The organism is Saccharothrix texasensis, assembly GCF_003752005.1.
GTDB lineage: Bacteria > Actinomycetota > Actinomycetes > Mycobacteriales > Pseudonocardiaceae > Actinosynnema > Actinosynnema texasense.
This window is the reverse complement of the sequence record NZ_RJKM01000001.1, coordinates 5,695,091-5,716,630: the sequence shown is the minus strand read 5'-3', so window position 1 is coordinate 5,716,630 and position 21,540 is coordinate 5,695,091. Positions and strand designations below refer to the sequence as shown.

Below are 21,540 nucleotides of genomic sequence, written 5' to 3'. Positions count from 1 at the left end.
CCGGCCCGCTAGGCGACCGGCACGGCGAGGTCGGCGTCGGCGAGCACCGCGTGGCCCGTGACGGACGCGGCGACCAGGCCCAAGCGGCGGACGGCGTCGCGCAGGACGTCCGGTGACTGCACGAACGGCAGGCGCAGCCAGCGCTCGAAGCCGCCGTGGACGCCGAAGCGCGAGCCCGGGGCCAGCCGGATGCCGTGGTTCTGGGCCACGACGGCGATGCGCGTGCTCACCGGCGCGTCCAGTTCGCACCACACGCTGAGCCCGCCCGCCGGCCGCCGGAAACGCCAGGTCGGGCAGTGCTCGCGCAGGCCCTCCATGAGCACGTCGCGCTGCGCCGCCAGCTGGGCGCGCCGCTCGCGCAGCGCCGGCTCCGGATCGGCCAGCAACTCGGCCAGCACCAGCTGATCGACCACGGCCGAGCCGAGGTCGAGGGCGGTGCGGGTGGAGATCAGGCGGTGGACCACCTCGGCCGACGCGCGGATCCAGCCGATCCGCAGGCCACCCCAGTGGGACTTGCTGGCCGAGCCCAGGGTCACGACCAGGTCGTCCGCGAACTTCGCCAACGGGGGCGGGCCGGACAGCGGGTCGCCGTCGAGGTCCAGTTCGGCGACCGTCTCGTCCACCACCAGCGGGGTGCGGGCGCGGCGGGCGGTGTCGGCCAGTTCGGCGCGGCCCGCGGCGTCCAGGCGGTGGGCGGTGGGGTTGTGGAAGTCCACCACGACGTAGGCCATGCGCGGTGCGGCTTGGCGGAGGGCGGCGGCGATCCCGGGCAGGTCCCAGCCGGTGTCGGTCATCGCGACCGGCACCGGGATGGCGGAGACGGCCTTGATCGCGTCCAGCGCGTTCGGGTAGCTCGGCTGCTCCACCAGCACCCGGTCACCCGGACCGGTGAACAGGCGCAGGGTCAGCGCCAACGCGTGCTGCGCGCCGCTGGTCACCACGATCTGGTCGGGTGACGTCGGCAGGCCTCGCGCCGTGTACCGGTCGGCGATGCGCTCCCGCAGCTGCGGCACCCCGTGCTCGTAGTACCCGTGGTCCGCGAGGTGGTCCGGCAGGTAGCGCCGGACCTGGTCGAACGCCGCCAGCACGCCCGGCAGCGCCGGCGGCGCGGCCCGCGCGAAGTCGACCATGCTGTGCCCCACCAGCGGCGTGTCCGGCACGACGCCCAACGTGCCCGTCGGCAGGCTGATCCACGACCCCGCGCCGCGCCGGCTCGCGACCAGCCCCTCCGACCGCAGCTGGTCCAACGCCGCCGTGATCATGGTGCGGCTCACCGGCAGCACCTCGGCCAGCTCCCGTTCCGCGGGCAGGCGGGTGCCCGCGGGCAACCGGCCGTCCAGCACCAGCATCCGGATCGCCGCGGCCAGGTCCGCCGAGCCGTGACGTGCGCCACGGCGCCGCCACTCGCCGAGCAGTCTGGCCAGGCGGAAGCCGGATATGCGTCCACCTGGTGGGACATCGGAGGTCATAAGGCCAATTATTGCCAATTGGCTCTGGGATACAAGGCCAATCGGCACGAAGGATGGCCACATGCTCGCCGCACTCACCCAGGTCCCGGTCACCGTCTCGCCCGTTCGCCGCCTCCCCCAGCTGCTGGTGGGGCTGTGGCTCTACGGCGCGAGCATGGCGCTGCAGATCCGCGCCACCCTCGGCCTCGACCCGTGGGACGTGCTGCACGAGGGCCTCACCAAGATCACCGGTCTGTCGTTCGGCCTGATCACGGCCCTCGTGGGGGTCGTGGTCCTGCTCTGCTGGATCCCGCTCAGGCAGAGACCCGGGGTCGGCACGGTCAGCAACGTGGTCGTCATCGGCCTGGCGGTGGACGTGACGCTGTTCCTGCTGCCGAACCCGACCGACCTGCTGCCGCGCATCCTGTTCCTCACCGCCGGCATCGTGCTGAACGGCCTGGCCGCCGCCGTCTACATCGGCGCCCGCCTCGGCCCCGGCCCGCGCGACGGCCTGACGACCGGGTTCTGCGCGCGGACCGGGACCTCGTTGCGCCTGGTGCGCACGGTGGTGGAGGTGGCCGTGCTCGGCATCGGCTGGCTGCTCGGCGGCACGATCGGCATCGGGACCGTCCTGTACGCCTTCGCCATCGGCCCGTTGACCCAGCTGTTCCTCCCGCTGGTCACCTGGGTGAGCGAGCGACCCGCTTCCTGACCTCGACGTAGTTCACGCCGCGCGCCCCCAGCACCTCGGCCACCAACCCGTGTTCCGCCAGCAGCGCGAGCAGCATGTGCTCCTCGCGCAGCGAGTGGTGGCCGAGGTCGCGGGCTTCGACCAGGCTGCGCTCCAACGTCTTCTTCGCCGCCGCCGTGAACGGCAGGTGGTTGCCGAAGAACCGCCGCCGGCGGCGGGTCGGCGATCCGGCCAGCGCGCCTTCGCCGTGGCTGCGCTCGACCGACGCCACGATCTGGTCGACGTCGATGCCGAGCCGCCGCAACGCCTCGGTGTCGGCGTCGCTGAGCCCACCCTTGCGGCGGGCGGCGGCGAACGCGTCGACCACCTCGTCCCGCGCCAGGTCGAACTCGGCCAGGACCGGCGAGTCGAGCAGCGCGAGCGCCAGGTGCTCGGGTCCGATCTCCGGCGCGTCGAGCCGTTCGGCCTGCACGACGGCCTCGTGGACGGCTTGGCGGGCGGCCCTGGTGAACCGTTCCCCGATCATCGGTGTCCCCCGTGCTTCTTGTGGACGGCCTGCCGGGTGACACCCAGCTCGGCCGCGATCTCCTGCCATGACCAGCCGCGGGCACGGGCGTTGCGCACCTGCACGGCTTCGAGTGTTTCCAGCAGCCGGCGCAGCGCGCTCACCGCTCGCAGCCCGACCCTGGGGTCCTGGTCGCCCGCCGCCGAGGCGAGCTCCGTCGCTTCCGTCATGGCGTCAACTTTGGTTGACGCACGCCGACTTGTCAACCCAAGTTGACGCACTAGGCTCGGTGACGATGCCGGAGATCACCACCGCCGAACGGGCCGGAGTGGGCCGCGACGGCTTGCCGCGCCCCACCGAGGACCGGGTCGTCCTGCTGCCGAACGCCGTGGTCCTGCTGGACGGCGCGACCTCGCCGACCCCGCGGGAGCGCGACGGCGGCTGGCACTCCCGCCACCTCGCCGCCGAGCTGGCGCGCCTCGACGCCGACGACCGTGCCGACCTCCGGGCGCCGGCGGAGCCCCACGACCTGGCCGACGTCCTCGCCCGGGCCATCGCCCGCCTCGCCGCCGCGCACGGCCTGGCACCGGGTGACTCGCCGTCCAGCACGGTCGCGATCACGCGCTGGACCGACACCTCTGTCGACGTCCTGGTGCTCGCGGACAGCCCGGTGGTCGTGTTCACCGACGCCGGCGTGGAGGTCGTCGCCGACAACCGGCTGCGGGACCTGCGGGGGAAGGTCGACCGGATCACCGACTGGCGCAACCGGGAGGACGGCTGGTGGGTGGCGGAGGCGGAACCGGCCGCGGCGCACCGGGCGGTGCGGGCGAGTTGGCCGCGTGACCGGGTGCGCGCGGTGCTGATGGCGACCGACGGCGTGTCCTGCGGTGTGGACGACTACGGCTTGTTCGAGGACTGGCGAGCAGTGTTGCGCATCACGTCGGAAAAAGGGCCCGAAGCAGTCTTGGACGAGATCCGCGCGGCCGAAGCGGGTGACGCGGATCGCATGAAGTGGCCGCGCCCGAAAGTGCACGACGATCAGGCGTTGGCGGTCATCCGATTCATCGCCGGAAAATGAGAAAAGCCCTTCGCGGGAAGCGAAGGGCTTTTCTGCGTTCTGGTGGCCAGGGGCGGGGTCGAACCGCCGACCTACCGCTTTTCAGGCGGTCGCTCGTACCAACTGAGCTACCTGGCCAGGTAGCGGATCGACCAACCGGCCGAACTGCCTTGCGACCCAGACGGGACTCGAACCCGCGACCTTCGCCGTGACAGGGCGACGCGCTAACCAACTGCGCCACTGGGCCTTGCTTACTGCTGTGTCTTGCCGTTCGTCACTGTACTGCATTCACTTGTACTGCGTGCCCCCAACGGGATTCGAACCCGCGCTACCGCCTTGAAAGGGCGGGGTCCTAGGCCGCTAGACGATGGGGACCCAGTTCCTCCGGCAGCCCTTGGGCCACCTTCTTTCCCAGGCCCTCCACGCTGTCCGGTGGAAGCATCGTAAGCATAGGGCACAAGGGTCCACACCTCCAAAACGGGGGTGGCGCACGGTGTTGACCTGCGATTCCACCCCCGGTTCACGGCGGTTCGCCCGTGCGCCGGAGTCACCGGGCGAGCAGTCGGGCGGCGAACTCCGCCCGTTCGGCGTCGGTCAGCACCGCCAAGGCGTCGTCGAACCGGTCGTCGGTCGCCTGCTCCGCCTGCCGCCACCGGGCGGCCAGGTCCGGCCGGCCCGCCACGGCCGTCAGCAGCGCGTCGGCGTCCTCTGGACGCCACCCGGTGCGCAGGAGCCGTCCGCGTCCGCCGCCGGGGTCGAGGGCGACGGCCTGGGTCACGCCGAGCCCGACGGCGCGCAGCGCGGCGAAGTGCAGCCCGCCGCGCAGCTCGCGCAGCACCATCAGGGCGTGGCCGAGCGCGGCCGGGCCGTCGTCGGGGCGGGCGACCTCGCGCCAGCCGCGGAACAGCGGGAGCGCGGACGCGTCCGCGCCGTCGACGACGGTGAACGCGAGTTCGGCGAAGCGGGCCGGCTCGGGCGTCCCGCCGAGGTGGTCGCGGGCCCAGTCCCAGCAGGCGCCCAGGTACGCCTCGATCGCGCGCTCGGCGGGCAACGTGCGCACGAGCGCCGCCTGGACCAGCCATTCGGGGAAGATGCCGAGCACGGACGCCACCACCCCGGGCGGCGGGTTGCCGAGCACCGCGGTGCGGCCGCGGAAGTAGAGGGTGCGCGGCGGCAGGCCGGCGGCTTCCTCGCGGGCCGCGAGTTCCGGCGAGGTCATGAACGACCCGGCGCGCCCGACGAGGGCGTCCCGGGTCGACCGAGCGGTGGAGAGCATTTCGTAACGGTGTCACAAAACTTTGCCCGACACCACCGGGCAGGCGGCGCGAGCGACCGCGACCCCTTCGCGGACGAGTCCCGAAGGGGCCGCGACTGCGGCGTCCTACCGCTGCACGGGCGGCACGCCCCCGTCCTCGCCCGGCGACAGGCCGAGCATGTCGAGCAGCAACCGGCAGTCCTCGGCGCTGGTGGCGCCGCGCGCCACCGACAGCCTGGCCCGGTGCACCTGCTCGTCCGAGATCCTCGACGGTTCACCGGTTCGCTGGGCAGGCACCCCACCGCCGCCCGGCCTGGACATCGTCTCGTCCTGGTTCCACAGGAACTGACGCACTTCTAGTGACCCGCTCATGACGCCTCCCCGACTTGAGGTTGGCGCGAGGCTAAGCGAGCCCATCGAACCACCGCAGCCCCCCGGAGAGTGATTCAGGGGCAACGGAGCGTCACTTTCCGTGTAGGCCACTTGGTGTCAAGCGTCGCGTGATGTGCTTGACGCGAACGAGGAGGGTGCAACCCATGACCGAACCGGTACCGGGGCAGACGCCGGAACCAGCGGTGGCGGACGACGCGATCGCGCCGCCGCCGCCGGCAGGCGAGCCCGAGCCCGACACCGCCGCCACCGAGCCGGCGCCCGATGCGACCGCGTCCGATGCGACCGGTGAGACCGGGACCGGCCACACCGCCGGCACCACCGGCGCCGACGGACCGCCACCGGCGGCGAACCCGCAGGAGCTGTTCGGCAGCCTCTCGCTGTCCGCGATCGAGGCGGACATCGATCGGTTGATGAGCGACAAGATGAGCCAGCTCGACGGGATGCTCGCGGGGCTGGAGGACCTGGTGCAGCGACTGGAGGGCGAGATCACCAACCTGGAGCCGCCACCGGACGGGCCCGATACCCCCAAGGGGTAGCCCTCCGGGTGCGGTCGACGGGCGAAAACGGGCTGAGCACAGGGTTCGGGGCACCGACTGCCTGAAGATTTCGGCCCAACCCACTCCCCAGGCACACGTGCGCGTGCAACAATCCGAATTGCTGACACACCCCCGGTCAGCGCCTGTGGAGATCCCCTCCGGCCCCCGCGTTCCTCCCCCTGGCGCGGGGGCCTCTCCATGCACACATCTGTGACCCAGGCCACAGTGTGGCCGGTTCCGCAATCCAACCGTTATCGTGTCGCCGTGCCTCTTGGATCCCTTGGACGGTCGAAGTCAGGCCGGCATCGCCCGCCCGCGCGTGAACTGGACGACACCGCTGTGCCCGCCGACGAGGAGCTGGAGTCGTACCTGGCCGCCCTCGCCCCGGAGACCGCGGACGCGGAGACGACGGCCGGCACCAGCTTCGGCACCGCGCAGGTCTACCAGCTCCGCCTCCAGCTGATGGCGAACGAGCAGCTGAAGGAACTGGCCGCCGAGCGGCAGACCTCACCCCAGGCGCTGGCCACCGAGTGGGTCATGCAGCGACTGGAGTGGGAAGCCCGCCAGCGCGGTTACTAGGACTCGTCACCAGCACGACACCACCGCCCCGGCACCCGAACGCCGGGCCCGAACGCGAACAGGCCCCCGACCGTCCCGGTCGGGGGCCTGTTCCGTTGGGTGCCTGAGACGTGAGTTGGAACGATCCGCCGCGATCAGACCTTGCGCACGTTCTGGGCCTGCGGACCCTTGGTGCCCTGGCCGATCTCGAACTCGACCCGCTGGTTCTCCTCCAGGGTGCGGAAGCCCTGACCCTGGATCTCCGAGTAGTGCACGAAGACGTCCGGCCCGCCGTTCTCCTGGGCGATGAAGCCGAAGCCCTTCTCGGAGTTGAACCACTTGACAGTGCCCAGTGCCATGTACCTGCCTCCATCGCAGGAAAGCTTGGGGCTGCACCGTGCAGCCCCGGCCGTCCCGGGGCGTTTCCCCCACCGCTCAGGGTGGGGACGGCACGCCCGCGTGTCGTTCCGCGAGCGTGAGACACGAACACAGAAACCACGGCCTGCGTGGCTGAGCGTATCGGTTGGTGACGCCCAGCACTACACCCCCGAAGTCATTGGTCCACCGGACAGCTACTTCTCGGTCACCTTGGGTGGTTCCGGGAGCCGCACGTCGGCCTGACCGATGTTGCGCTCCAACGCGGAGCGCCACTCGCCGGAGCCGACCATCTTCTCGATGGCCGCGCTGACGTCCGCCCGGCCCTTGGCGTCCGCCTTGGCCAGGCCGATGCCGTAGCGCTCGGTGGTGAACGGCGTGCCGACCAGCTTGAGCAGCTCGGGGTTCTCCGCCACGTACCCGGCGAGGATCACCTCGTCGGTGGTGACCGCGTCGACGTTGGCGGCGAGCAGGGCGATGACGCAGTCGGAGTACTGGCCGTACTCGACGAGCTGCACGTCCTGGGCGAACTGCTCCTTCACCTTCTGCGCGGACGTCGAGCCGGTGACCGAGCACAGCTTCTTGCCGTTGAGCGTCTCGGGACCGCTGATCTCGTCGTCGGTGAAGCGGACGAGGACGCCCTGGCCGGTCTCGAAGTACGGGCCCGCGAAGGACACCTGCTCCTTGCGCTTGTCGGTGATCGAGTAGGTGGCGACGACGAAGTCCACCTCGCCGGACTCGATCAGCTTCTCGCGGTCGGCGGAACGCGCTTCGCGCCACGTGATGCCGGTTTCGTCGACGCCGAGCTGGGCGGCCACGTACTTCGCCACGTCCACGTCGAAGCCGACGTACTTGCCGTCGAGCCTGCGCTGGCCCAGGCCCGGTTGGTCGAACCGGATGCCGATGGTCAGCTCGCCGTCGTCGGCCTTGCCGGACAGCGTGTCGTCGCTCGCGCCGCCGCACGCGGCGAGCAGGGAGAGTGCCGTGACCAGGGCGGTCGCGGGCAGCAGTCGTCGGGACAGCATGAGGTGCGAACCTCTCGGGGTGCTCGGGTGGCTGGCGCGGATCGACGCGCCGGACGTTGGCCATGCTAGGCAAACCGAGCGGTGCTCCAGATGCGATAAAGGTCGCAGTGGTCCATGCCGCTGGGCCGTTCGGCCCAATCCGCGCTGTGAGCCCGACTACTACCAGTTCGGGAGCTAAGACGGGAGGAGCGCGCGCCTCGGCGCGACCCGCGGGCCGAGCCGCCGGATCGCCTTGTTCACATGGCCTTCCGGCACGCCCCAGCGGATCGGCGCGGGCACCAGCAGGGCGGCGGTCCGCACGGCGCGCAGCAGGGCGGTGGCGGCCGGCTCGGGGTACGGGCGGTGGCCGTGCAGGGCGATGGCCCACGCGGGCAGCACGGAGTACGCGAGGTGGCCGAGCAGCGGCTCGTAGGCGTCCAGGCCGAGGCGCAGCACGCCGTCGACGGGCGGGCGGTGCAGGAACCGGTACACCACTTCGGAGTCCGCGGTGCGCTTCAACCCGGGCAGGGCGGAGGCGAAGTAGTCGGCCACCTCCGCGGCGCTGCCGGGCACCTCGTCGGCGTGCAGGCCGACCAGGGCGGCGGTGCGGCGCTGTTCGGCGTAGTAGCGGTCGACCTGGGCGTCGGTGAGGCGGTAGCCGGCGCGGCGCAGGACGGTGACGAAGCTGTGCACCTCGGCGCAGTGCACCCAGAGCAGCAGCTCCGGGTCGTCGATGCGGAAGCTCCGGCCGGTGGCGTCCGTCGCGCGCAGGGTGCGGTGCACGCCCCGGACGCGTGCCGCGGCCCGTTCGGCCTCTTCGGTGGAGCCGTAGCTGACCGTGCCGACGAAGTCCGCGGTCCGCAGGAGGCGGCCGAGCGGGTCCCGCTGGAAGTCGGAGTTCTGCACGACGGCCGCGACGGCGCGCGGGTGCAGCGCTTGGAGGTAGAGGCTCGCGATGCCGGCGACCCACATGGCGGGGTCGGCGTGCAGCTGCCAGGTGACGCTTCCCGGTCCGAGCACCCCCACGTCCACCACCTGATCGTGTCATGCCGGGCGGTTTCCGTCACCCCCCGCGACCTGCCGGAACAGGCTGGGGCGTAACGCCTTCAGCGGCGCGAACGATTCCACGTGACACCGTGGAGCCTGGATCGGGTGCTGGGATGAGCAGTGGCAGGAGTGTCGCCTTCGCCGGCGTGGCGCTGTTACTCGCGACCGGTGCTCTCGTGGCGTTGGCGCTCACCGTGAACGAACCGAGGCCGGTGGACGCGCGCCAGGTGCACCTGAGCCCGGCCGAGCCCGGCGTGCTCAGCGCCACGTACACCACCACGCTGGAGGTCGCCCGGCCGACGACGATCCCCGCGGTCGTCCCCCCGCCCGAGCAGCGGCCCGTGCCGCCGATCACCACCGTCACCACCGTCGCCGTGACGACGACGTCCGAGCCGCCGCCGCCTCCGTCGTCCACCACGCCGCCGACGAGCACCACGTCCACGCGACCGTCGTGGGGTGACAACTGCGACTACTCGTACCTGACCGACGGCGCGTGCGTGCCGTGGCGGTTCCCGCGCGGGGTGTCGAAGCGGTGCGAGTGGCTGTACGAGCAGGGCATCCGGCGCATCGAGGTGGTCGGCTGGGACCGCCACCGGCTCGACCGGGACCACGACGGCATCGCCTGCGAACGCGCCGACTGACCGGCCGCGGTGACACCGGAGCGTTCAACTCGGGTGTCCTGGACGTAGGACACACGTGTCCTGAACGCAGGACACGCGCGTTCCGGACGTAGGACACGCGCGGCGGAACGCGGTCAGCGGTCGGCCAGGCGGTCGAGGGCGGCGCCCACGCGGTCGGTCAGCAGCGACAACGCGCCGACGGTGCGGGTGGTCGGGTCGTCGGTGGCGCCGCCGAGGGCCTGGGCGCGGACGTAGGCGGCCTTGACCTCCGCCCAGCGGGCGGCCGCGGCCGGGGTCAGCGCGCCGCGCAGCTCCGCCAGCTTCAGCAGGTTCGCCTCGGCGCCCGAGGTCAGCGTCTGCGCCTCGCCCGCGTAGTGGTCGTCGATCACGGCGGCCAGCTCGGCGTCGTTCATCACCGGCACCACCTTCTCCGCCAGCTTGTTCATGTTCCGGTAGGAGCCCTGGAGCTGGAACGGCGGCTCGACGCGCGAGGCGTCGGCCTGGGCGGCCGAGGCGATGTAGGCCTGGTTGTTCGCCAGCACGACCTCCTGCACCCGCAGCAGCTTGCGCAGCACGGACAGCACCTGCTCCAACTCCACCGACGAGTACGGGTGCGCGAGCCGGTCGGCCCGCACGTCCTCGCCGCGCGCCATCCGCACGAGCAGCTCCACGTCGCCCCGGTCCCGGGTGGACAGCGGCGCGAGCACCGGGTTCGACGTCAGCGCGTTCTCGATGTAGCTCAACGCGAACAGGTCCTCGCGCCCGGACAGCACGTCGCCCAGGTTCCACACGTCGGCGCGGTTGGCGAGCATGTCGGGTATCCGGAACCGCTGCCCCGACTCGGTGTACGGGTTGCCGGCCATGCACACCGCGAACCGCTTGCCGCGCAGGTCGTAGGTGCGCGTGCCGCCGTCCCACACGCCTTCCATCCGCCGCTGCGCGTCGCACAGCGAGATGAACTTCTGCAGCAGCTCCGGCGACGTGTGCTGGATGTCGTCCAGGTACAGCAGCACGTTGTTGCCCGCCTCCAGCGCGAACGAGATCTTCTCGACCTCCTGCCGCGCGGTGGCGTTCGGCGCGTCCGCCGGGTCGACCGACGTCACGTCGTGGCCCAGCGACGGGCCGTTGACCTTGACGAACACCAGCCCGAGCCGGTTGGCCACGTACTCCATCACCGTCGTCTTGCCGTAGCCGGGCGGCGAGATGAGCAGCAGCAGGCCCATCTGGTCGGTGCGCTTGCCGTCGCCCGCCGCGCCGAGCTGCTTGGCGAGGTTGTCGCCGATCAGCGGCAGGTACACCTCGTCCAGCAGCCGGTTGCGCACGAACGCGCTCATCACCTTCGGCTGGAACTCGTCCAGGCGCAGGCGCGCGCGTTCGGCGGCCACGACCTCGTTGCGCCGCCGCTGGTAGGCCCGGTAGGCGGGGACGCGCTCGTCGCGGAACCGGCGGGTGCGGGTCAGCAGCTCGTCCAACCGGACCGGCAACGACCGGTCGGCGATGCGCGGGTGCGCGCCGAGCAGACCGTCCGCGGTGGCCGTGAGCTGCGCCGACGACTCGTGCCGCGGCAGGTCGCGGCACAGCTCCAGCGCGACCGCCTCCGGCAGGTCCGGCAGGTACCGGTCCTTCTCGGGCAGGCCACCCAGGAACGCCTCGTACCAGCCCTCCACCAACCGCCGCCGCACGTCGAGGTCCACGACCGCCCGCAGGTCCTCGTCGAACTCCTTGCGCCCGCCCAACGCCCGGTGGAACGCGTCCACCAGAGCGCGCGCCCCGGCGCTGGTGGCGAACCCGAACGGCGCGCTGCACAGCTCCTCGAACAGGTACTCGCCCGCCAACGGGTCGCCGGCCGCCGCGGCCAGCTCGGCGCACAGCTCGTCGATCGCCGCCGTGTGCCCGAACGCCGCCCGCGCCCGCCCCAACGACGACGCCCGCCGCTCGAACAGCGCCCGCTCGTCCTCGTCCGCCGAGGCCCAGAACAACTGCGCCGCCGCACGCGCGGACGGCGGGTACCGCAGCACGCCCGCGCCCGCGTGCAGCCGCAGCACCACGTCGAGGATCCGGGCCGCGTCGTGGTCGTGCACCCCCCGCTCGTAGCCCTCGTCCAGCCGCGACTCGGCCACCTGCCGCACCAGGTCGGGCAGCCGGTCCTCGGTGACGGCGGCGTGCAGGTCGTCCAGCGGGTGCCCGGCCAGGATGGAGGTGGCCAGGTGCTCGGCCCGGTACACCTCGGCCGTCTCCGACACCAGCAGCTGGTCCCAGAACGGCCTGGTGTCCGCGAACGCCGGGTCGCGCACGGGTGAGCGGAAGTCGGTGCCGATGATGGCGAACACCGGCTCGCCGTCCTTCGGCACCAGGGTCAGGTCCACGGGCTGGGTGTTCACCGCGAACCGGTGCCTGCCGAGCCGGATCGTCCCGCCGTCGAACAGGTCGAGCCGGTCGCGCAGCGAGCGCCCCGCCTCCTGCCGCGCGGCCAGCACCCGCCCGTCGAGCTCCTCGGCCCGCACCTCGTCGCCGAGCGACCGCAGCTGCTCGGCCACCGAGCGGACCTTCACCACCATCGGGTCGGTCGCGAAGTAGGTGTTGACCTCGTCCAACGACGCCAGCGACGCCACCCGCCCGGTCACGCCGGCCAGGATCCGGTCGGCGGAGGACGCGAGCCGGTCGGCGCGCCGGGCCCGGTCGTCCAGCAACGCCTGCTTGCGCGAGGAGAACGCCTCGTAGACGTCGGTCCGCTTGTCGCCGAGCCGGGTGAGGAAGTCGTCGAACTCGCCGAAGCGCGACTCCAGGTTCTCCAGCTGCAGCAGCAGCCGGCCCAGCTGCTCGTCGCACCGCTGCGGCGTGTCCGCGACCGCCAGCGCGCCGGTGATCGCCTGGCCGAGCAGCGCGAACTCGGCGGCGAACTCGGCCCGGCCCTCGGTGGCCAGCAGGGCACGCCGGCGACCGTCCACGGTGGCCCGCGCCCGGTTCAGCCCGCCCAGCACCTCGCCGATGCGCTCCAGGATCGACGTGCGCACGGTCGCGTCGGCGATGTCCAGCGAGCCGACGACCTCGGTCAGCACCTCCAGGCCGCGCTGCCGCTCGGCCAGCTCCTCCACCACCGGCCCGGCCTCGGCGACCGTGCCGATCGCGTCCGCCGCGCCGACCAGCGCCTCGACCTGCTCGTGGTAGTCGGCGAACGCGTCGTCGCGGCGCAGGTGCTCGACCGCGCGCCGCGCCGTGCCGCCCAGCTCGTCCGCCAGCGACGACACCAGGGCGTCGATGCGGGCCGCGTCGACGTACCGCAGGTCCTTCAACGTCACCAGGTGCCCCTGCGCCTGCCGCAGGTCGGCCAGCTGCCGCACCCACGCGTCGGCGGTCGTCGGGACCTCGCCGCGCACCCGGCGGATCATCGACGCGATCCGCTCGTCCGCCTCGGCCACGGCGGTCGCCGCCTGGTCGGTCAGCGCCTGCACGGTCTCGAACTCGTCGAGCACCTGCTCGGCCGTCGCCCGGACCTGCGTCAACGGCGTGCGCAGGTCCTCCAGCTCCGCGTCACCCAGCCAGTGGTAGGCGTCGAACACCCTGGTGCACGAGGAGATCAGGTCCTCGAACACCGGCACGGACGGCGCCATCTCGCCGACCATCCGGCTCACCGACAGGCAGTCGGAGATGCCGCGCACCAGGTCGGCGTTGCCGACCCGCTCCAGCGGTCCCGTGCCGACGGGCTGCGCGGCGGCGTAGGCGTCGGACAGGTACGGCGTCTGCCACACCTGCATCGGGTGCACGCGGGTCGGCTCGTCGCTCATCGCGCGGAACACGACCAGCGTGCCGTCGTCGAACAGCGAGTACCCGTGGCACGTCAGCGGGTTCGCCACTTCCTTGCGGATCACGTTGTACGGCAGCAGCAGCGACCGGCCGTCGCGGCGGGCGTGGAAGACGTACAGCACGTCCTCGCCGTTGGTGGAGCGGATGACCCGCTCGAACTCCAGCTCGTCGACCGGGGTGTCGAAGGTCTTGCTGACGCCGGTGGCCAGGTAGTAGCCGCCGGGGAAGATCAGGCCCTGCTCCTCGGGCAGCCGCTGGCACGCCTGGCCGATGCCGTCGAGCCGCACCACCGCCCGGGTGCGCGTGTTGAACACCAGGTGCCGCCACGCGGTCTCGTTGTACGGGCGGATGCGCAGCAGGATCAGCGAGCCGACCCGCGCGTACTGCACCTCGCCGTCGGCCAGCGACTGCAGCGGCTCGTCCACCGGCTCGGTGTAGACGCCCTCGCCGGTCTCGGTGTTGTTCTCCACCTTGATGGTGAGGTCGCCGCCGATGGTCTCGACGAACACCTCGTCCTCGATGGAGATGTGCGGGTGCCGGCCGAGGACGTGGTGCTCGCGGCCGGTCACCACCCACTCGAAGTCGTGCGACGGCGGGAACACGTGGTCGCGCTCGCCCCGGTTGTCCAGGTACGCCACCGTGCCGTCCGCGCCGAGCTGCCAGCGCAGCACCCGGATGTCGCCGATGCGCGCGCCGGTCTGGAACACCGCCAGCAACCGGCCCTCGACCTTGCGCAGCTGGATCAGCCTGGTGTCGCGGTAGTACCGGTACAGCTCGGCGAAGTCGCGCTCGAACTTCGCGTCGCGCAGCAGGCCGGGCAGCTCGTCGTCGGCCGGGTCGCCGGACCCCGCGTCCTCGAACCGGAACGCGTCGCCGTCGCGGGTGAAGCGGTGCAGCGAGAACACGTCGTCGACCGTCGTCTCCGGCTTGAGGCCGATGAAGACGTTGTAGCCGAACAGCATCAGCCCCGCCACCTGCGACCCCCGACCCTCCGCGACGGAGAGCGAGACGCAGTCGCGCGGCACGCAGTTGTGCTCGGTGCGGATGCGCTCGGTGCCCAGCAACGTCAGCTCGGCGCCGCCGAACGCGTCCAGCCGGCGCGCGTTGAGCGCCTCCGCCCGGCGGGCCAGCCCGGCCGCCTGCTCGGCCAGCCGGGCCCGCAGCACCTCGTAGGTGCCCGCCTCCAACGTCGCCGGCGCCACCTCCACGGGCGTGCTCACGACAGCGAGGCGACCGGCCGCTCGGCCACGCCGAGGCGCTGCGCGGCGGCCAGCAGCTCGCGCAGCTTGCCCTCGTCCGGCCCACCGGAGTTGATCAGCTTGAGCAGCAGCGCGGACACCGTCAGGTTCTTCACGTCACCGGTGCTCAGCGAGCCGAGCAGCCTGCCGACGTCGTCGGTGAAGCTCGCCGACCCGTTCAGCCACGGCCCGGCGAGGGTCTGCGCGACCTCGGAGTGCCCGACGAACCCGTCGACCTGCTTGCCCATCGTGATGGCGCCGACGATCCGGTCGAAGAACATGCTGTCGCCGCCGACGATGTCGATGTCGGCCTTCTCCAGGCCGGCCGCCAGCACCAGCGCCTGCGACTCGGCCACCTGCCGCTGCACGTCGATCCCGGCCAGCCGGACCTCCTTGTCGGCCTCCAGCCGCAGGCGGTACTCCTCGTGCTCGCGGGTGGCGTCGTCCAACGCGGCCATCGCGCCCGCCTTGTCCGCCAGGCCCTCGGCCTCGCCCTTCAGCTTCTCGCGGATCGCGAGGGCCTCGACCAGCGCCTTCTCCCGGTCCACCACGGCCTCCGCGCGGCCGACCTTCTCGGTCGCCTCCGCGTCGCGCTCGCGCACCTGCACCGCGGCCAGCCCGGTCGCCGCCGCCTCGGCCTGCTTGCCCTCGGCCAGCCGGATCATCGCGCGGGTGTCCAGCTCGGCGGCCTGCTGCCGGGCCTCGGCGAGCAGCAGCTCCTCGCGGGCCTTGAACTTCGCGGCCTGCTCGGCGGCCTCGGCGGCCTTGATGTCCTTGACCAGGCCCTCCTGCGCCTCGGCCTCGGCCCTGATCACCACGGTCTGGCGGTCGCGCTCGGCCTCCTCGACCACCCGCAGCCGCTTGATGATCTCCTCCTGCTCGGCCACGGTCTTCTCCACCGCGATGCGCTCGCGCACCACCTCGGCGATGGACCGCTTCTCGGCCTCCAGCTCCTTGTCCGCGGCGATGCGGGACAGCTCCGTCTCCCGCTCCCGGCCGATGACCTCCAGCAGCCGGTCCTTCTCGATGCGCTCGGTCTCGATCGCGATCACGCGCTCGCGGTTCTTCTCCGCCACCGCGATCTCGCGCGCCTTGTTCTCGGTCTGGATGCCGAGCTGCTCGTCCGTGCGGATGTGCGCGGTGTTCGACTTGAGGCGCTCCTCGGCCTGCACCTTGGCGATCTCCGCCTCCTCGCGCGCCCGCATCGTCTCGACCTCGCGCTTCTGCTTGATCTCCGCGTCCGCCTGGCGGCGCTCCAGCTCCAGGATCGCCTCGCGCGCCTCGACGTTCTGGCGGGTGATCTCCTTCTCCTCGTGCCGGGTGAACTCGTTGGTCCGCACGTGCTCGATCGCGGTCAGCTCGGTGATCTTGCGGATGCCCTGCGCGTCGAGGATGTTCGACGGGTTGAGCTGCGCCATCGGCGTCTGCTCCAGGTAGTCGATCGCCGCGTCCTCCAGGCTGTACCCGTTGAGGTCGGTGCCGATGACCTGGATGATCCGGTCGCGGAACTCGTCGCGCTTGGTGTAGAGGTCGATGAAGTCGAGCTGCTTGCCGACGGTCTTCAACGCCTCGGAGAACTTGGCGTTGAACAGCTCCTGCAACGTCTGCTCGTCGCTCGCGCGGGCGGTGCCGATCGCCTGGGCGACCTTGATGACGTCCTCGACGGTCTTGTTGACCCGCACGAAGAACGTGATCCGGATGTCGGCCCGGATGTTGTCCTGGCAGATCAGGCCTTCCTGCCCGGCGCGGCGGATCTCGATGGTCTTCACCGAGATGTCCATGATCTCCGCGCGGTGCAGCACCGGCAGCACCACGGCGCCGGTGAACGTGACGTCCACCTTGCGCACCTTGGAGATGATCAGCGCCTTGCCCTGGTCGATCTTCCGGAACAGGCGGCTGACCAGGATCAGCAGGCCGATGACGACGACCAGGACGACGGCGATGAGAATGCCGAACCCGGTGGTGATGACGTCCATCAGTGGTCCCCCCGTGTGAGTGCCGGGTCGTGTCCGATGTCGAGGGACGCGACCCAGAAGAACTCGCCGTCCACGTCGTAGTCGAAGATGAGCGCGGTGGCGCCCGCGGTCAGCGCGTCCGACCCCGGCTGCCGCACCTGCACGACGGCCGACGAGCCGTCCGCGGCGGTGACCTCGGCCTGGCCGAAGGTCTGCGTGACGCGGCCCGTGCGGATGACGCAGGTGCGGCCGACGAAGTCGAGCCGCGAGGCGGGCGGGTCGGCCGGGAACAGCCGCTTCAACGGCGTCATCACCAGCCGGGTCGGCGCCAGGCCGACCGCGAGCGACCCGCCGAGCACGCCCGCGCCCGCGAGCGCCGAGGCCGGTTCGAGCACGACGACGCCCGCGAGGCACGCGAACCAGGAGAACGCGACCAGCAGGGAGATCCCGAGCGTGGCGGGCACGCCGCCGATGTCCAGCTCGACCCAGTCCGCGTCCGCCGCGCCGAAGGCGACCAGCAGCCAGTAGGCCACCACGATCACCAGCAGGACGCTGAGCACCGCGACCGGGAACTCCAGCGATGCCGCGAAGAACTCCCCCATGTACCCCCCTCGACGGGAGGCTAACCCGTTTTGTGCGGGCGCCAGGGGGGAATGACGCAACGCGGTCGGGCCACCCCGGTCAGTGCACGAGCAGCCCCGACACCTTGGTCAGCGGGTTGCCCGCGTAGCTGACCACGGCGCCGTCGGCGAACGGCATGGACCGGATGCTCATGCCCGCGAACCCCTGGTCGGTCACGAACCAACCCCACGTGGTCAGCCACGGCCGGTCGTCGCCGGGCACGACGTCGGGCGTCGGGCGCACGCGTTCCTGCACCACGAACGGTTGACCGGCCACGTCGTCGAGCAGCTCGGCCCACTCCTTGTCGGTCATGAGCCAGCCGGGGTGCACGCCCGCGCCCGCGAACCCGCCCGCCGCCTTGACGATCAGCTCCTCCCGGTCCGCGCGCAGCCGGTCGCGCGGCACGTCGCGCAGGTAGCGGGTCCACGGCACCAGCCGGTCCACCAGGGCCCGCTCGTCGTCGTCGAGCACCTCCCGGTGCTCGGACAGCAGGGCGATGGTCGACTTGCTGCCGTAGTAGTAGCTCGACAGCGGCGTGTACAGCTCGGTCTTGTGGCCCTTGGCCAGCAGGTCGGCGTACCCCACGGCCTGGGTGGCGGAGAAGTACCGCACCGCCACGTCCAGCTTCGTGCCGCGCAGGTGCAGGAAACCGTTGCGCTCGGTCACCTCGTGCAGCTCGCCGAGCAGCACGTCCACGCCGAGTCGGGCGCAGCTCTCCTGGAAGCTCGCGAAACCCTTGGCGAACCTCGTCAGCATCCCGCCCTCTTCGAGGAACGCCACCTGCCGGTCGCGGCCGACGGCGTCGAGCAGCTTCTCGATCGGGTTGAAGTAGGCCAGCTCGTGCTCGCGCACGAACGGCTGGAAACCGGGTTCCTCGTGGATCACGCGGGCCAGCTCGCCGAGGTCCGGGCCGCCGAGCTGGGTGCCCGCGTTGATCTCCAGCAGCCGGAACTCGTCGCCGACCCGGTAGATGTCCGCGCGGCCGTGCATCGGCGGGCGGTCCGAGCCCATGATCGCCGCCTCCTCCGGCGGGATGCCGATGGCTTCGGCGAACCGCGTGAAGCTGCCGTCGAACATCCTGCGGGGTAAGGAGAAGAGCAGCTCGAAGAAGTCCAGCACGTCCGCCGCGATGCTGTGCGCGGTGTGCTCCTCCAGGAAGAACGGCCGGTCGACCAGCCGGTGCGCGTAGGCGGCGCGCAGGTGCGGCGGCAGGTCGAGCCGTCCCATCACCCCGTGCAGGCTCTCGTCGTCCAGGTAGGCCTGCGTCACGTGGTCGGTCACCGTCGCCGCTCCTCGGGTCGTGGGTCGGCGCACATGATGGCGGAGCGGTCAGCCCCCGAGCATCCCCCGAAGCACCGTGCGCAGCGCCGCGGCGGGGTCGAAGCGGGGGCTCGGGTTCGCCAGCTGGTTGGCCAGCAGACCGTCGATCACGGCCAGGAGCAGCGCCAGGTCGGCCGGCGGGTCGGCCGACCCGAGGCCCGCGACCAGCGGCAGTGCCCAGCTCCCGATCTCGCGGTGCGCCCGGTCGACGTCGCCGCGCAGCCCGGGTCGCTGGGCGACCTCGACGAACAGCACGTGGCGGGCGAGCGTGAGGACGCGGTCCTCGGCCAGCCGCTCGACCAGGGCCCCGACGGCGTCGGCGAAGGCTTCGGGGGTGGCGACGTCGCCGGCCAGGGCGGTCCACAGCTCGGTCTCGCGTTCCAGGAGGCGGCCGAGGACGGCGCCGATCAACGCGTCGCGGGTGCGGAAGTGGTTGGACGTGGAGCCCTGCGGGAGGCCGGCTTCGGTGTCGACGGCGCGGTGGGTGAGCCGGCGCATGCCGCCCGTGCCGAGGACTCGGATCGCGGCGTCGAGCACCTGCTGTTGCCTGGTCATCACCGCCGATACTACATCCGTAGTGTTCGCCACTACACCTGTAGTGCGGTGCGTCGCGTGGGACTCCGGCGGGCAGCGGTGATCGGTGGCGGGGTCGGCGGCCACGGGCCTCGGGATCCGGCCCGACGCGCCGGCGGCCCTGGACCGGCTCGGGGTGGGCGTCGCGGCCGGCTCGGTGCACCTGCTCACGCGGCCGGCGCTGCTCGGCGTGCTCGCCGGGGCGTTGCCGCAGGGGTCGTCCGGTTCGGCGTGCGCGGCGGGCTGTTCGACGCGCCGGTCCGCCGGTCGGGGACGATCGGGTGGCGCGGCACCGTGGACGTCCCGGTCGAGGCGGGCGGCGAGACGTGGGGGCGCGGCGGCAAGTTCGGCTTCACGCCGCAGGCCGACGGCCGCACCAACTGGTACGCGCCGGGGCCGGACCTCTCGATGTTCGCCGACTGGCACGACCCGATCCCGCGCGTGCCGGCCGCCGCGGGCGACGTGCTGCGGCACGAACTGCCGCACCTGTCGCCGTTGCCGCGCTACACCTCGGGGCGGGTGGCGCTGCTCGGTGACGCCGCGCACGCCATGACACCCGACCTCGGGCAAGGGCGCGTGCCAGGCGATCATCGACGGGGTGGTGCCGGCCGAGAGCCTGACCGGCAGCGTCGACGAGGGACTGCGGTCCTACGACGCGAAGCGCCGCCGGGTCACGCAACGGCTCGCCGCCCGGTCGCTCCAGCTCAACCGACTGGCCCGGGTGCGCCGGTTCACCGGCGCGCGTGACCTGGGGCTGCGGGTGGCGCTGGCGCCGCGGCCGTCGTGGCCGTCGTGGAGCGCGGACCTGGAGCGTGACGAGCCGGCGGGCTAGGACTGCGGGAGCTTCACCGCCTTGCGGGCGCGCGGCGCGGACGGCGGCGGCACGACCGGGCCGATGTCCCCGTCGGGAGCCTCGTCCAGGTCGACGATCACCGGGGCGTGGTCGCTCGGCCCGGTGCCCTTGCGCGCGTGCCGGTCGACCCACGCCGCCTCGACCCGCGCGGCGACCGGGGTCGACGCCAGCACCAGGTCGATGCGCATGCCGAGGTCCTGGTGGAACATGCCGGCGCGGTAGTCCCAGTAGGTGAAGACCCGCCGGTCCGGCCACCGGTCGCGGACCACGTCGTGCAGCCCGACCGCCTGCAACGCCGCCAGCGCCTCCCGTTCGGGCGCGGTCACGTGCGTGTGGCCGACGTAGGCCGCCGGGTCGAACACGTCCGCGTCGGCCGGCGCGATGTTGACGTCACCGCAGACCACCGCGTCCCGCGGCCCGGCCGCGACGACGTCCCGCAACGCCGCCAGCCACGCCAGCTTGTAGTGGTAGTGGTCGGAATCGGGCGTCCGCCCGTTGGGCACGTAGACGGAGTGGACCCGCACCCCGCCACACGTCGCCGCCACCGCCCGCGCCTCGGGGTGCGGGAACCCGGGCCCGTCGGCGAGCCCGTCGACCACGTCCTCCAAGCCCACCCGGGAGAGGATCGCGACCCCGTTCCACCGGCTCTCCCCGTGCGCCGCCACCTCGTACCCGCGGCTGGACAGCTCGTCGCCGAGGAGCGCCGCGAACGCGTCGTCCGCGAGTTTCGTCTCCTGCAGGCAGACGACATCGGGCTGCCTCTGGTCGAGCCACGGCAACAACCGCGGCAACCGCTGCTTGACCGAGTTCACGTTCCAAGTAGCCACCCGCACCCACCCCACCGTAATCCGCTCCCGCCACCGCGACCGACCGACAACCCCCTGACCTGCGCCGCACCCTCTGGCGTGCGCCGGAACGTGACACCACCCACATCACGCGGTCGACCACCCTGCTCACCGGGACGCCCGGCCTCGGTAAGCTGTCGGGCACGGGCTGCTAGCTCAATTGGCAGAGCAGGAGACTTTTAATCTTCGGGTTCAGGGTTCGAGTCCCTGGCGGCCCACTTTCGAGCCCGTTGGCTGAAACGAAGTGCGGGACGCGGGGTTCGTCGGGGGAACGCCACCGGAACGGGTGGTCGTGGTGGCGGTGGTGGTGGGGTGGCGATAAGCAGGGGCCATGTACCTCGCTGCGGCACTTGCTCTTGTGGCCTCGTTGACGACCGTGTCCGGGGAGCTGACCAGCTACGACGCGCGTGTGCCCGTGGGGGCGCGGGCGGAGGTGGTGGTGGCGCCCTTGGCCGGTGGCACGGTCGTGATGCTGCGCACGAGCGGTCTCCTGCCGGACCGCGACTACGGCGCGCACGCGCACGTGAACGCCTGCGGGCCGGTGTCGACCGATGCCGGGCCGCACTACCAGCACGTGCAGGGCGGGGCGACGGATCCCGCGTTCGCCAACCCGCGCAACGAGATCTGGCTCGACTTCACCACCGACGCGCGCGGTCGTGGTCAGGCGTGGACGCGGGTCGAGTGGCAGTTCGGCGAACGGCGCGCCGGATCGGTCGTGCTGCACGAGGAGCACACGCACACCGAACCCGGGCACGCGGGGACGGCCGGGGCGCGGTTGGGGTGCCTGACCGTGCCGTTCTGACGCCCAGGACGGCCACCGCGCGCCACGCCCACCTCGCGGG

The 21,540-nt window shown here is 72.1% G+C and carries 21 protein-coding genes and 4 tRNA genes; 8 read left to right on the top strand and 17 right to left on the bottom strand.

Annotated features, from left to right (window positions below; genetic code table 11):
* Positions 1 to 8: 8 nt before the first annotated feature.
* The gene (gene yczR, locus EDD40_RS25075) at positions 9 to 1,469 is read right to left on the bottom strand and encodes a MocR-like transcription factor YczR (protein ID WP_123745113.1); all 1,461 of its coding nucleotides are present in this window, start codon (positions 1,467 to 1,469) and stop codon (positions 9 to 11) included.
* Between the two features lie 61 nt (positions 1,470 to 1,530).
* Between yczR and yczE the strand changes: the two genes are divergently transcribed.
* Entirely contained in the window at positions 1,531 to 2,160 is a 630-nt protein-coding gene (yczE, locus tag EDD40_RS25070; protein ID WP_123745112.1) for a membrane protein YczE, read from the top strand.
* Here yczE and EDD40_RS25065 read toward each other — a convergent pair.
* Both EDD40_RS25065 and EDD40_RS25060 read right to left on the bottom strand, forming a co-directional pair.
* Positions 2,129 to 2,665, bottom strand: a complete 537-nt coding sequence (locus EDD40_RS25065) for a Clp protease N-terminal domain-containing protein (protein ID WP_123745111.1) — start codon at positions 2,663 to 2,665, stop codon at positions 2,129 to 2,131. The genes yczE and EDD40_RS25065 overlap by 32 nt on opposite strands.
* A complete protein-coding gene (locus tag EDD40_RS25060; RefSeq protein WP_106616971.1) occupies positions 2,662 to 2,874 on the bottom strand; it encodes a helix-turn-helix domain-containing protein in 213 nt (70 codons plus the stop codon). Before EDD40_RS25060 ends, EDD40_RS25065 begins: the two co-directional genes overlap by 4 nt.
* Before the next feature lie 65 nt (positions 2,875 to 2,939).
* Here EDD40_RS25060 and EDD40_RS25055 point away from each other — a divergent pair, with 65 nt between their 5' ends.
* A complete protein-coding gene (locus EDD40_RS25055) occupies positions 2,940 to 3,722 on the top strand; it encodes a protein phosphatase 2C domain-containing protein (protein ID WP_123748261.1) in 783 nt (260 codons plus the stop codon).
* A 40-nt stretch (positions 3,723 to 3,762) separates the two neighbouring features.
* On the opposite strand, the gene EDD40_RS25050 is transcribed toward EDD40_RS25055, so the two are convergent.
* The 5 genes from EDD40_RS25050 to EDD40_RS25030 all read right to left on the bottom strand — a co-directional run bounded on the left by EDD40_RS25050 (position 3,763) and on the right by EDD40_RS25030 (position 5,328).
* Positions 3,763 to 3,839: transfer RNA gene (locus EDD40_RS25050), tRNA-Phe, on the bottom strand.
* 35 nt (positions 3,840 to 3,874) lie between these two features.
* Positions 3,875 to 3,948, bottom strand: a tRNA-Asp gene (locus EDD40_RS25045).
* A gap of 55 nt (positions 3,949 to 4,003) precedes the next feature.
* Positions 4,004 to 4,076, bottom strand: a tRNA-Glu gene (locus EDD40_RS25040).
* Positions 4,077 to 4,248: 172 nt separating this feature from the next.
* On the bottom strand, positions 4,249 to 4,977 hold the full coding sequence (locus EDD40_RS25035) for an SCO6745 family protein (RefSeq protein WP_123745110.1): 729 nt from the start codon (positions 4,975 to 4,977) through the stop codon (positions 4,249 to 4,251).
* A gap of 105 nt (positions 4,978 to 5,082) precedes the next feature.
* Positions 5,083 to 5,328: a hypothetical protein gene (locus EDD40_RS25030; RefSeq protein WP_123745109.1), complete on the bottom strand. Its 246-nt coding sequence runs from the start codon at positions 5,326 to 5,328 to the stop codon at positions 5,083 to 5,085.
* A 164-nt stretch (positions 5,329 to 5,492) separates the two neighbouring features.
* Here EDD40_RS25030 and EDD40_RS25025 point away from each other — a divergent pair, with 164 nt between their 5' ends.
* Positions 5,493 to 5,885, top strand: coding sequence for a hypothetical protein (locus EDD40_RS25025; RefSeq protein ID WP_123745108.1), 393 nt, complete (start codon positions 5,493 to 5,495; stop codon positions 5,883 to 5,885).
* A 339-nt stretch (positions 5,886 to 6,224) separates the two neighbouring features.
* Positions 6,225 to 6,464, top strand: coding sequence for a hypothetical protein (locus tag EDD40_RS25020; protein WP_236594562.1), 240 nt, complete (start codon positions 6,225 to 6,227; stop codon positions 6,462 to 6,464).
* A gap of 134 nt (positions 6,465 to 6,598) precedes the next feature.
* On the opposite strand, the gene EDD40_RS25015 is transcribed toward EDD40_RS25020, so the two are convergent.
* The 3 genes from EDD40_RS25015 to EDD40_RS25005 form a co-directional block, all read right to left on the bottom strand.
* Positions 6,599 to 6,802 carry a cold-shock protein gene (locus EDD40_RS25015; RefSeq protein WP_015105489.1) on the bottom strand — a complete coding sequence of 68 codons (204 nt, stop codon included), beginning with the start codon at positions 6,800 to 6,802 and terminating at the stop codon, positions 6,599 to 6,601.
* Between the two features lie 213 nt (positions 6,803 to 7,015).
* Complete coding sequence (locus tag EDD40_RS25010; RefSeq protein ID WP_123745106.1) at positions 7,016 to 7,843, bottom strand: glutamate ABC transporter substrate-binding protein; 828 nt, start codon at positions 7,841 to 7,843, stop codon at positions 7,016 to 7,018.
* A 174-nt stretch (positions 7,844 to 8,017) separates the two neighbouring features.
* On the bottom strand, positions 8,018 to 8,854 hold the full coding sequence (locus EDD40_RS25005) for an oxygenase MpaB family protein (protein WP_123748260.1): 837 nt from the start codon (positions 8,852 to 8,854) through the stop codon (positions 8,018 to 8,020).
* Positions 8,855 to 8,982: 128 nt separating this feature from the next.
* On the opposite strand from EDD40_RS25005, the gene EDD40_RS25000 reads away from it, so the two are divergent.
* The gene (locus EDD40_RS25000) at positions 8,983 to 9,510 is read left to right on the top strand and encodes an excalibur calcium-binding domain-containing protein (RefSeq protein ID WP_148088907.1); all 528 of its coding nucleotides are present in this window, start codon (positions 8,983 to 8,985) and stop codon (positions 9,508 to 9,510) included.
* A 113-nt stretch (positions 9,511 to 9,623) separates the two neighbouring features.
* Here EDD40_RS25000 and EDD40_RS24995 read toward each other — a convergent pair whose 3' ends face one another.
* The 5 genes from EDD40_RS24995 to EDD40_RS24975 form a co-directional block, all read right to left on the bottom strand.
* Complete coding sequence (locus EDD40_RS24995; RefSeq protein ID WP_123745104.1) at positions 9,624 to 14,513, bottom strand: DNA repair ATPase; 4,890 nt, start codon at positions 14,511 to 14,513, stop codon at positions 9,624 to 9,626.
* The gene (locus EDD40_RS24990; protein ID WP_123745103.1) at positions 14,510 to 16,507 is read right to left on the bottom strand and encodes an SPFH domain-containing protein; all 1,998 of its coding nucleotides are present in this window, start codon (positions 16,505 to 16,507) and stop codon (positions 14,510 to 14,512) included. The genes EDD40_RS24995 and EDD40_RS24990 overlap by 4 nt, the downstream gene beginning before the upstream one ends.
* Positions 16,507 to 17,088, bottom strand: a complete 582-nt coding sequence (locus EDD40_RS24985) for a hypothetical protein (RefSeq protein WP_123745102.1) — start codon at positions 17,086 to 17,088, stop codon at positions 16,507 to 16,509. Before EDD40_RS24985 ends, EDD40_RS24990 begins: the two co-directional genes overlap by 1 nt.
* A 79-nt stretch (positions 17,089 to 17,167) precedes the next feature.
* Positions 17,168 to 18,388, bottom strand: a complete 1,221-nt coding sequence (locus tag EDD40_RS24980; RefSeq protein ID WP_123745101.1) for a hypothetical protein — start codon at positions 18,386 to 18,388, stop codon at positions 17,168 to 17,170.
* Positions 18,389 to 18,436: 48 nt separating this feature from the next.
* A complete protein-coding gene (locus EDD40_RS24975; protein WP_211348237.1) occupies positions 18,437 to 18,982 on the bottom strand; it encodes a TetR/AcrR family transcriptional regulator in 546 nt (181 codons plus the stop codon).
* Between the two features lie 616 nt (positions 18,983 to 19,598).
* On the opposite strand from EDD40_RS24975, the gene EDD40_RS24970 reads away from it, so the two are divergent.
* Positions 19,599 to 19,832, top strand: coding sequence for a hypothetical protein (locus EDD40_RS24970; RefSeq protein WP_123745099.1), 234 nt, complete (start codon positions 19,599 to 19,601; stop codon positions 19,830 to 19,832).
* On the opposite strand, the gene EDD40_RS24965 is transcribed toward EDD40_RS24970, so the two are convergent.
* Positions 19,829 to 20,686: an exodeoxyribonuclease III gene (locus tag EDD40_RS24965; protein ID WP_425471251.1), complete on the bottom strand. Its 858-nt coding sequence runs from the start codon at positions 20,684 to 20,686 to the stop codon at positions 19,829 to 19,831. The genes EDD40_RS24970 and EDD40_RS24965 overlap by 4 nt on opposite strands.
* Before the next feature lie 157 nt (positions 20,687 to 20,843).
* On the opposite strand from EDD40_RS24965, the gene EDD40_RS24960 reads away from it, so the two are divergent.
* Together EDD40_RS24960 and EDD40_RS24955 are read left to right on the top strand one after the other, a co-directional pair.
* Positions 20,844 to 20,916, top strand: a tRNA-Lys gene (locus EDD40_RS24960).
* A gap of 113 nt (positions 20,917 to 21,029) precedes the next feature.
* The gene (locus EDD40_RS24955; RefSeq protein WP_123745097.1) at positions 21,030 to 21,500 is read left to right on the top strand and encodes a superoxide dismutase; all 471 of its coding nucleotides are present in this window, start codon (positions 21,030 to 21,032) and stop codon (positions 21,498 to 21,500) included.
* The last annotated feature ends 40 nt before the right edge of the window (positions 21,501 to 21,540 follow it).

What these genes read in the sequence shown, in the direction of transcription:
- EDD40_RS25000 (WP_148088907.1), top strand. Translation starts at nt 8,983, where the DNA reads ATGAGCAGTGGCAGGAGTGTCGCCTTCGCCGGCGTGGCGCTGTTACTC.
- yczR (WP_123745113.1), bottom strand. Translation starts at nt 1,469, where the DNA reads ATGACCTCCGATGTCCCACCAGGTGGACGCATATCCGGCTTCCGCCTG.
- EDD40_RS25015 (WP_015105489.1), bottom strand. Translation starts at nt 6,802, where the DNA reads ATGGCACTGGGCACTGTCAAGTGGTTCAACTCCGAGAAGGGCTTCGGC.
- EDD40_RS25025 (WP_123745108.1), top strand. Translation starts at nt 5,493, where the DNA reads ATGACCGAACCGGTACCGGGGCAGACGCCGGAACCAGCGGTGGCGGAC.
- EDD40_RS24990 (WP_123745103.1), bottom strand. Translation starts at nt 16,507, where the DNA reads ATGGACGTCATCACCACCGGGTTCGGCATTCTCATCGCCGTCGTCCTG.
- EDD40_RS25035 (WP_123745110.1), bottom strand. Translation starts at nt 4,977, where the DNA reads ATGCTCTCCACCGCTCGGTCGACCCGGGACGCCCTCGTCGGGCGCGCC.
- EDD40_RS25010 (WP_123745106.1), bottom strand. Translation starts at nt 7,843, where the DNA reads ATGCTGTCCCGACGACTGCTGCCCGCGACCGCCCTGGTCACGGCACTC.
- EDD40_RS25060 (WP_106616971.1), bottom strand. Translation starts at nt 2,874, where the DNA reads ATGACGGAAGCGACGGAGCTCGCCTCGGCGGCGGGCGACCAGGACCCC.
- EDD40_RS24985 (WP_123745102.1), bottom strand. Translation starts at nt 17,088, where the DNA reads ATGGGGGAGTTCTTCGCGGCATCGCTGGAGTTCCCGGTCGCGGTGCTC.
- EDD40_RS24955 (WP_123745097.1), top strand. Translation starts at nt 21,030, where the DNA reads ATGTACCTCGCTGCGGCACTTGCTCTTGTGGCCTCGTTGACGACCGTG.
- EDD40_RS25030 (WP_123745109.1), bottom strand. Translation starts at nt 5,328, where the DNA reads ATGAGCGGGTCACTAGAAGTGCGTCAGTTCCTGTGGAACCAGGACGAG.
- EDD40_RS25065 (WP_123745111.1), bottom strand. Translation starts at nt 2,665, where the DNA reads ATGATCGGGGAACGGTTCACCAGGGCCGCCCGCCAAGCCGTCCACGAG.
- EDD40_RS24975 (WP_211348237.1), bottom strand. Translation starts at nt 18,982, where the DNA reads ATGACCAGGCAACAGCAGGTGCTCGACGCCGCGATCCGAGTCCTCGGC.
- EDD40_RS25055 (WP_123748261.1), top strand. Translation starts at nt 2,940, where the DNA reads ATGCCGGAGATCACCACCGCCGAACGGGCCGGAGTGGGCCGCGACGGC.
- yczE (WP_123745112.1), top strand. Translation starts at nt 1,531, where the DNA reads ATGCTCGCCGCACTCACCCAGGTCCCGGTCACCGTCTCGCCCGTTCGC.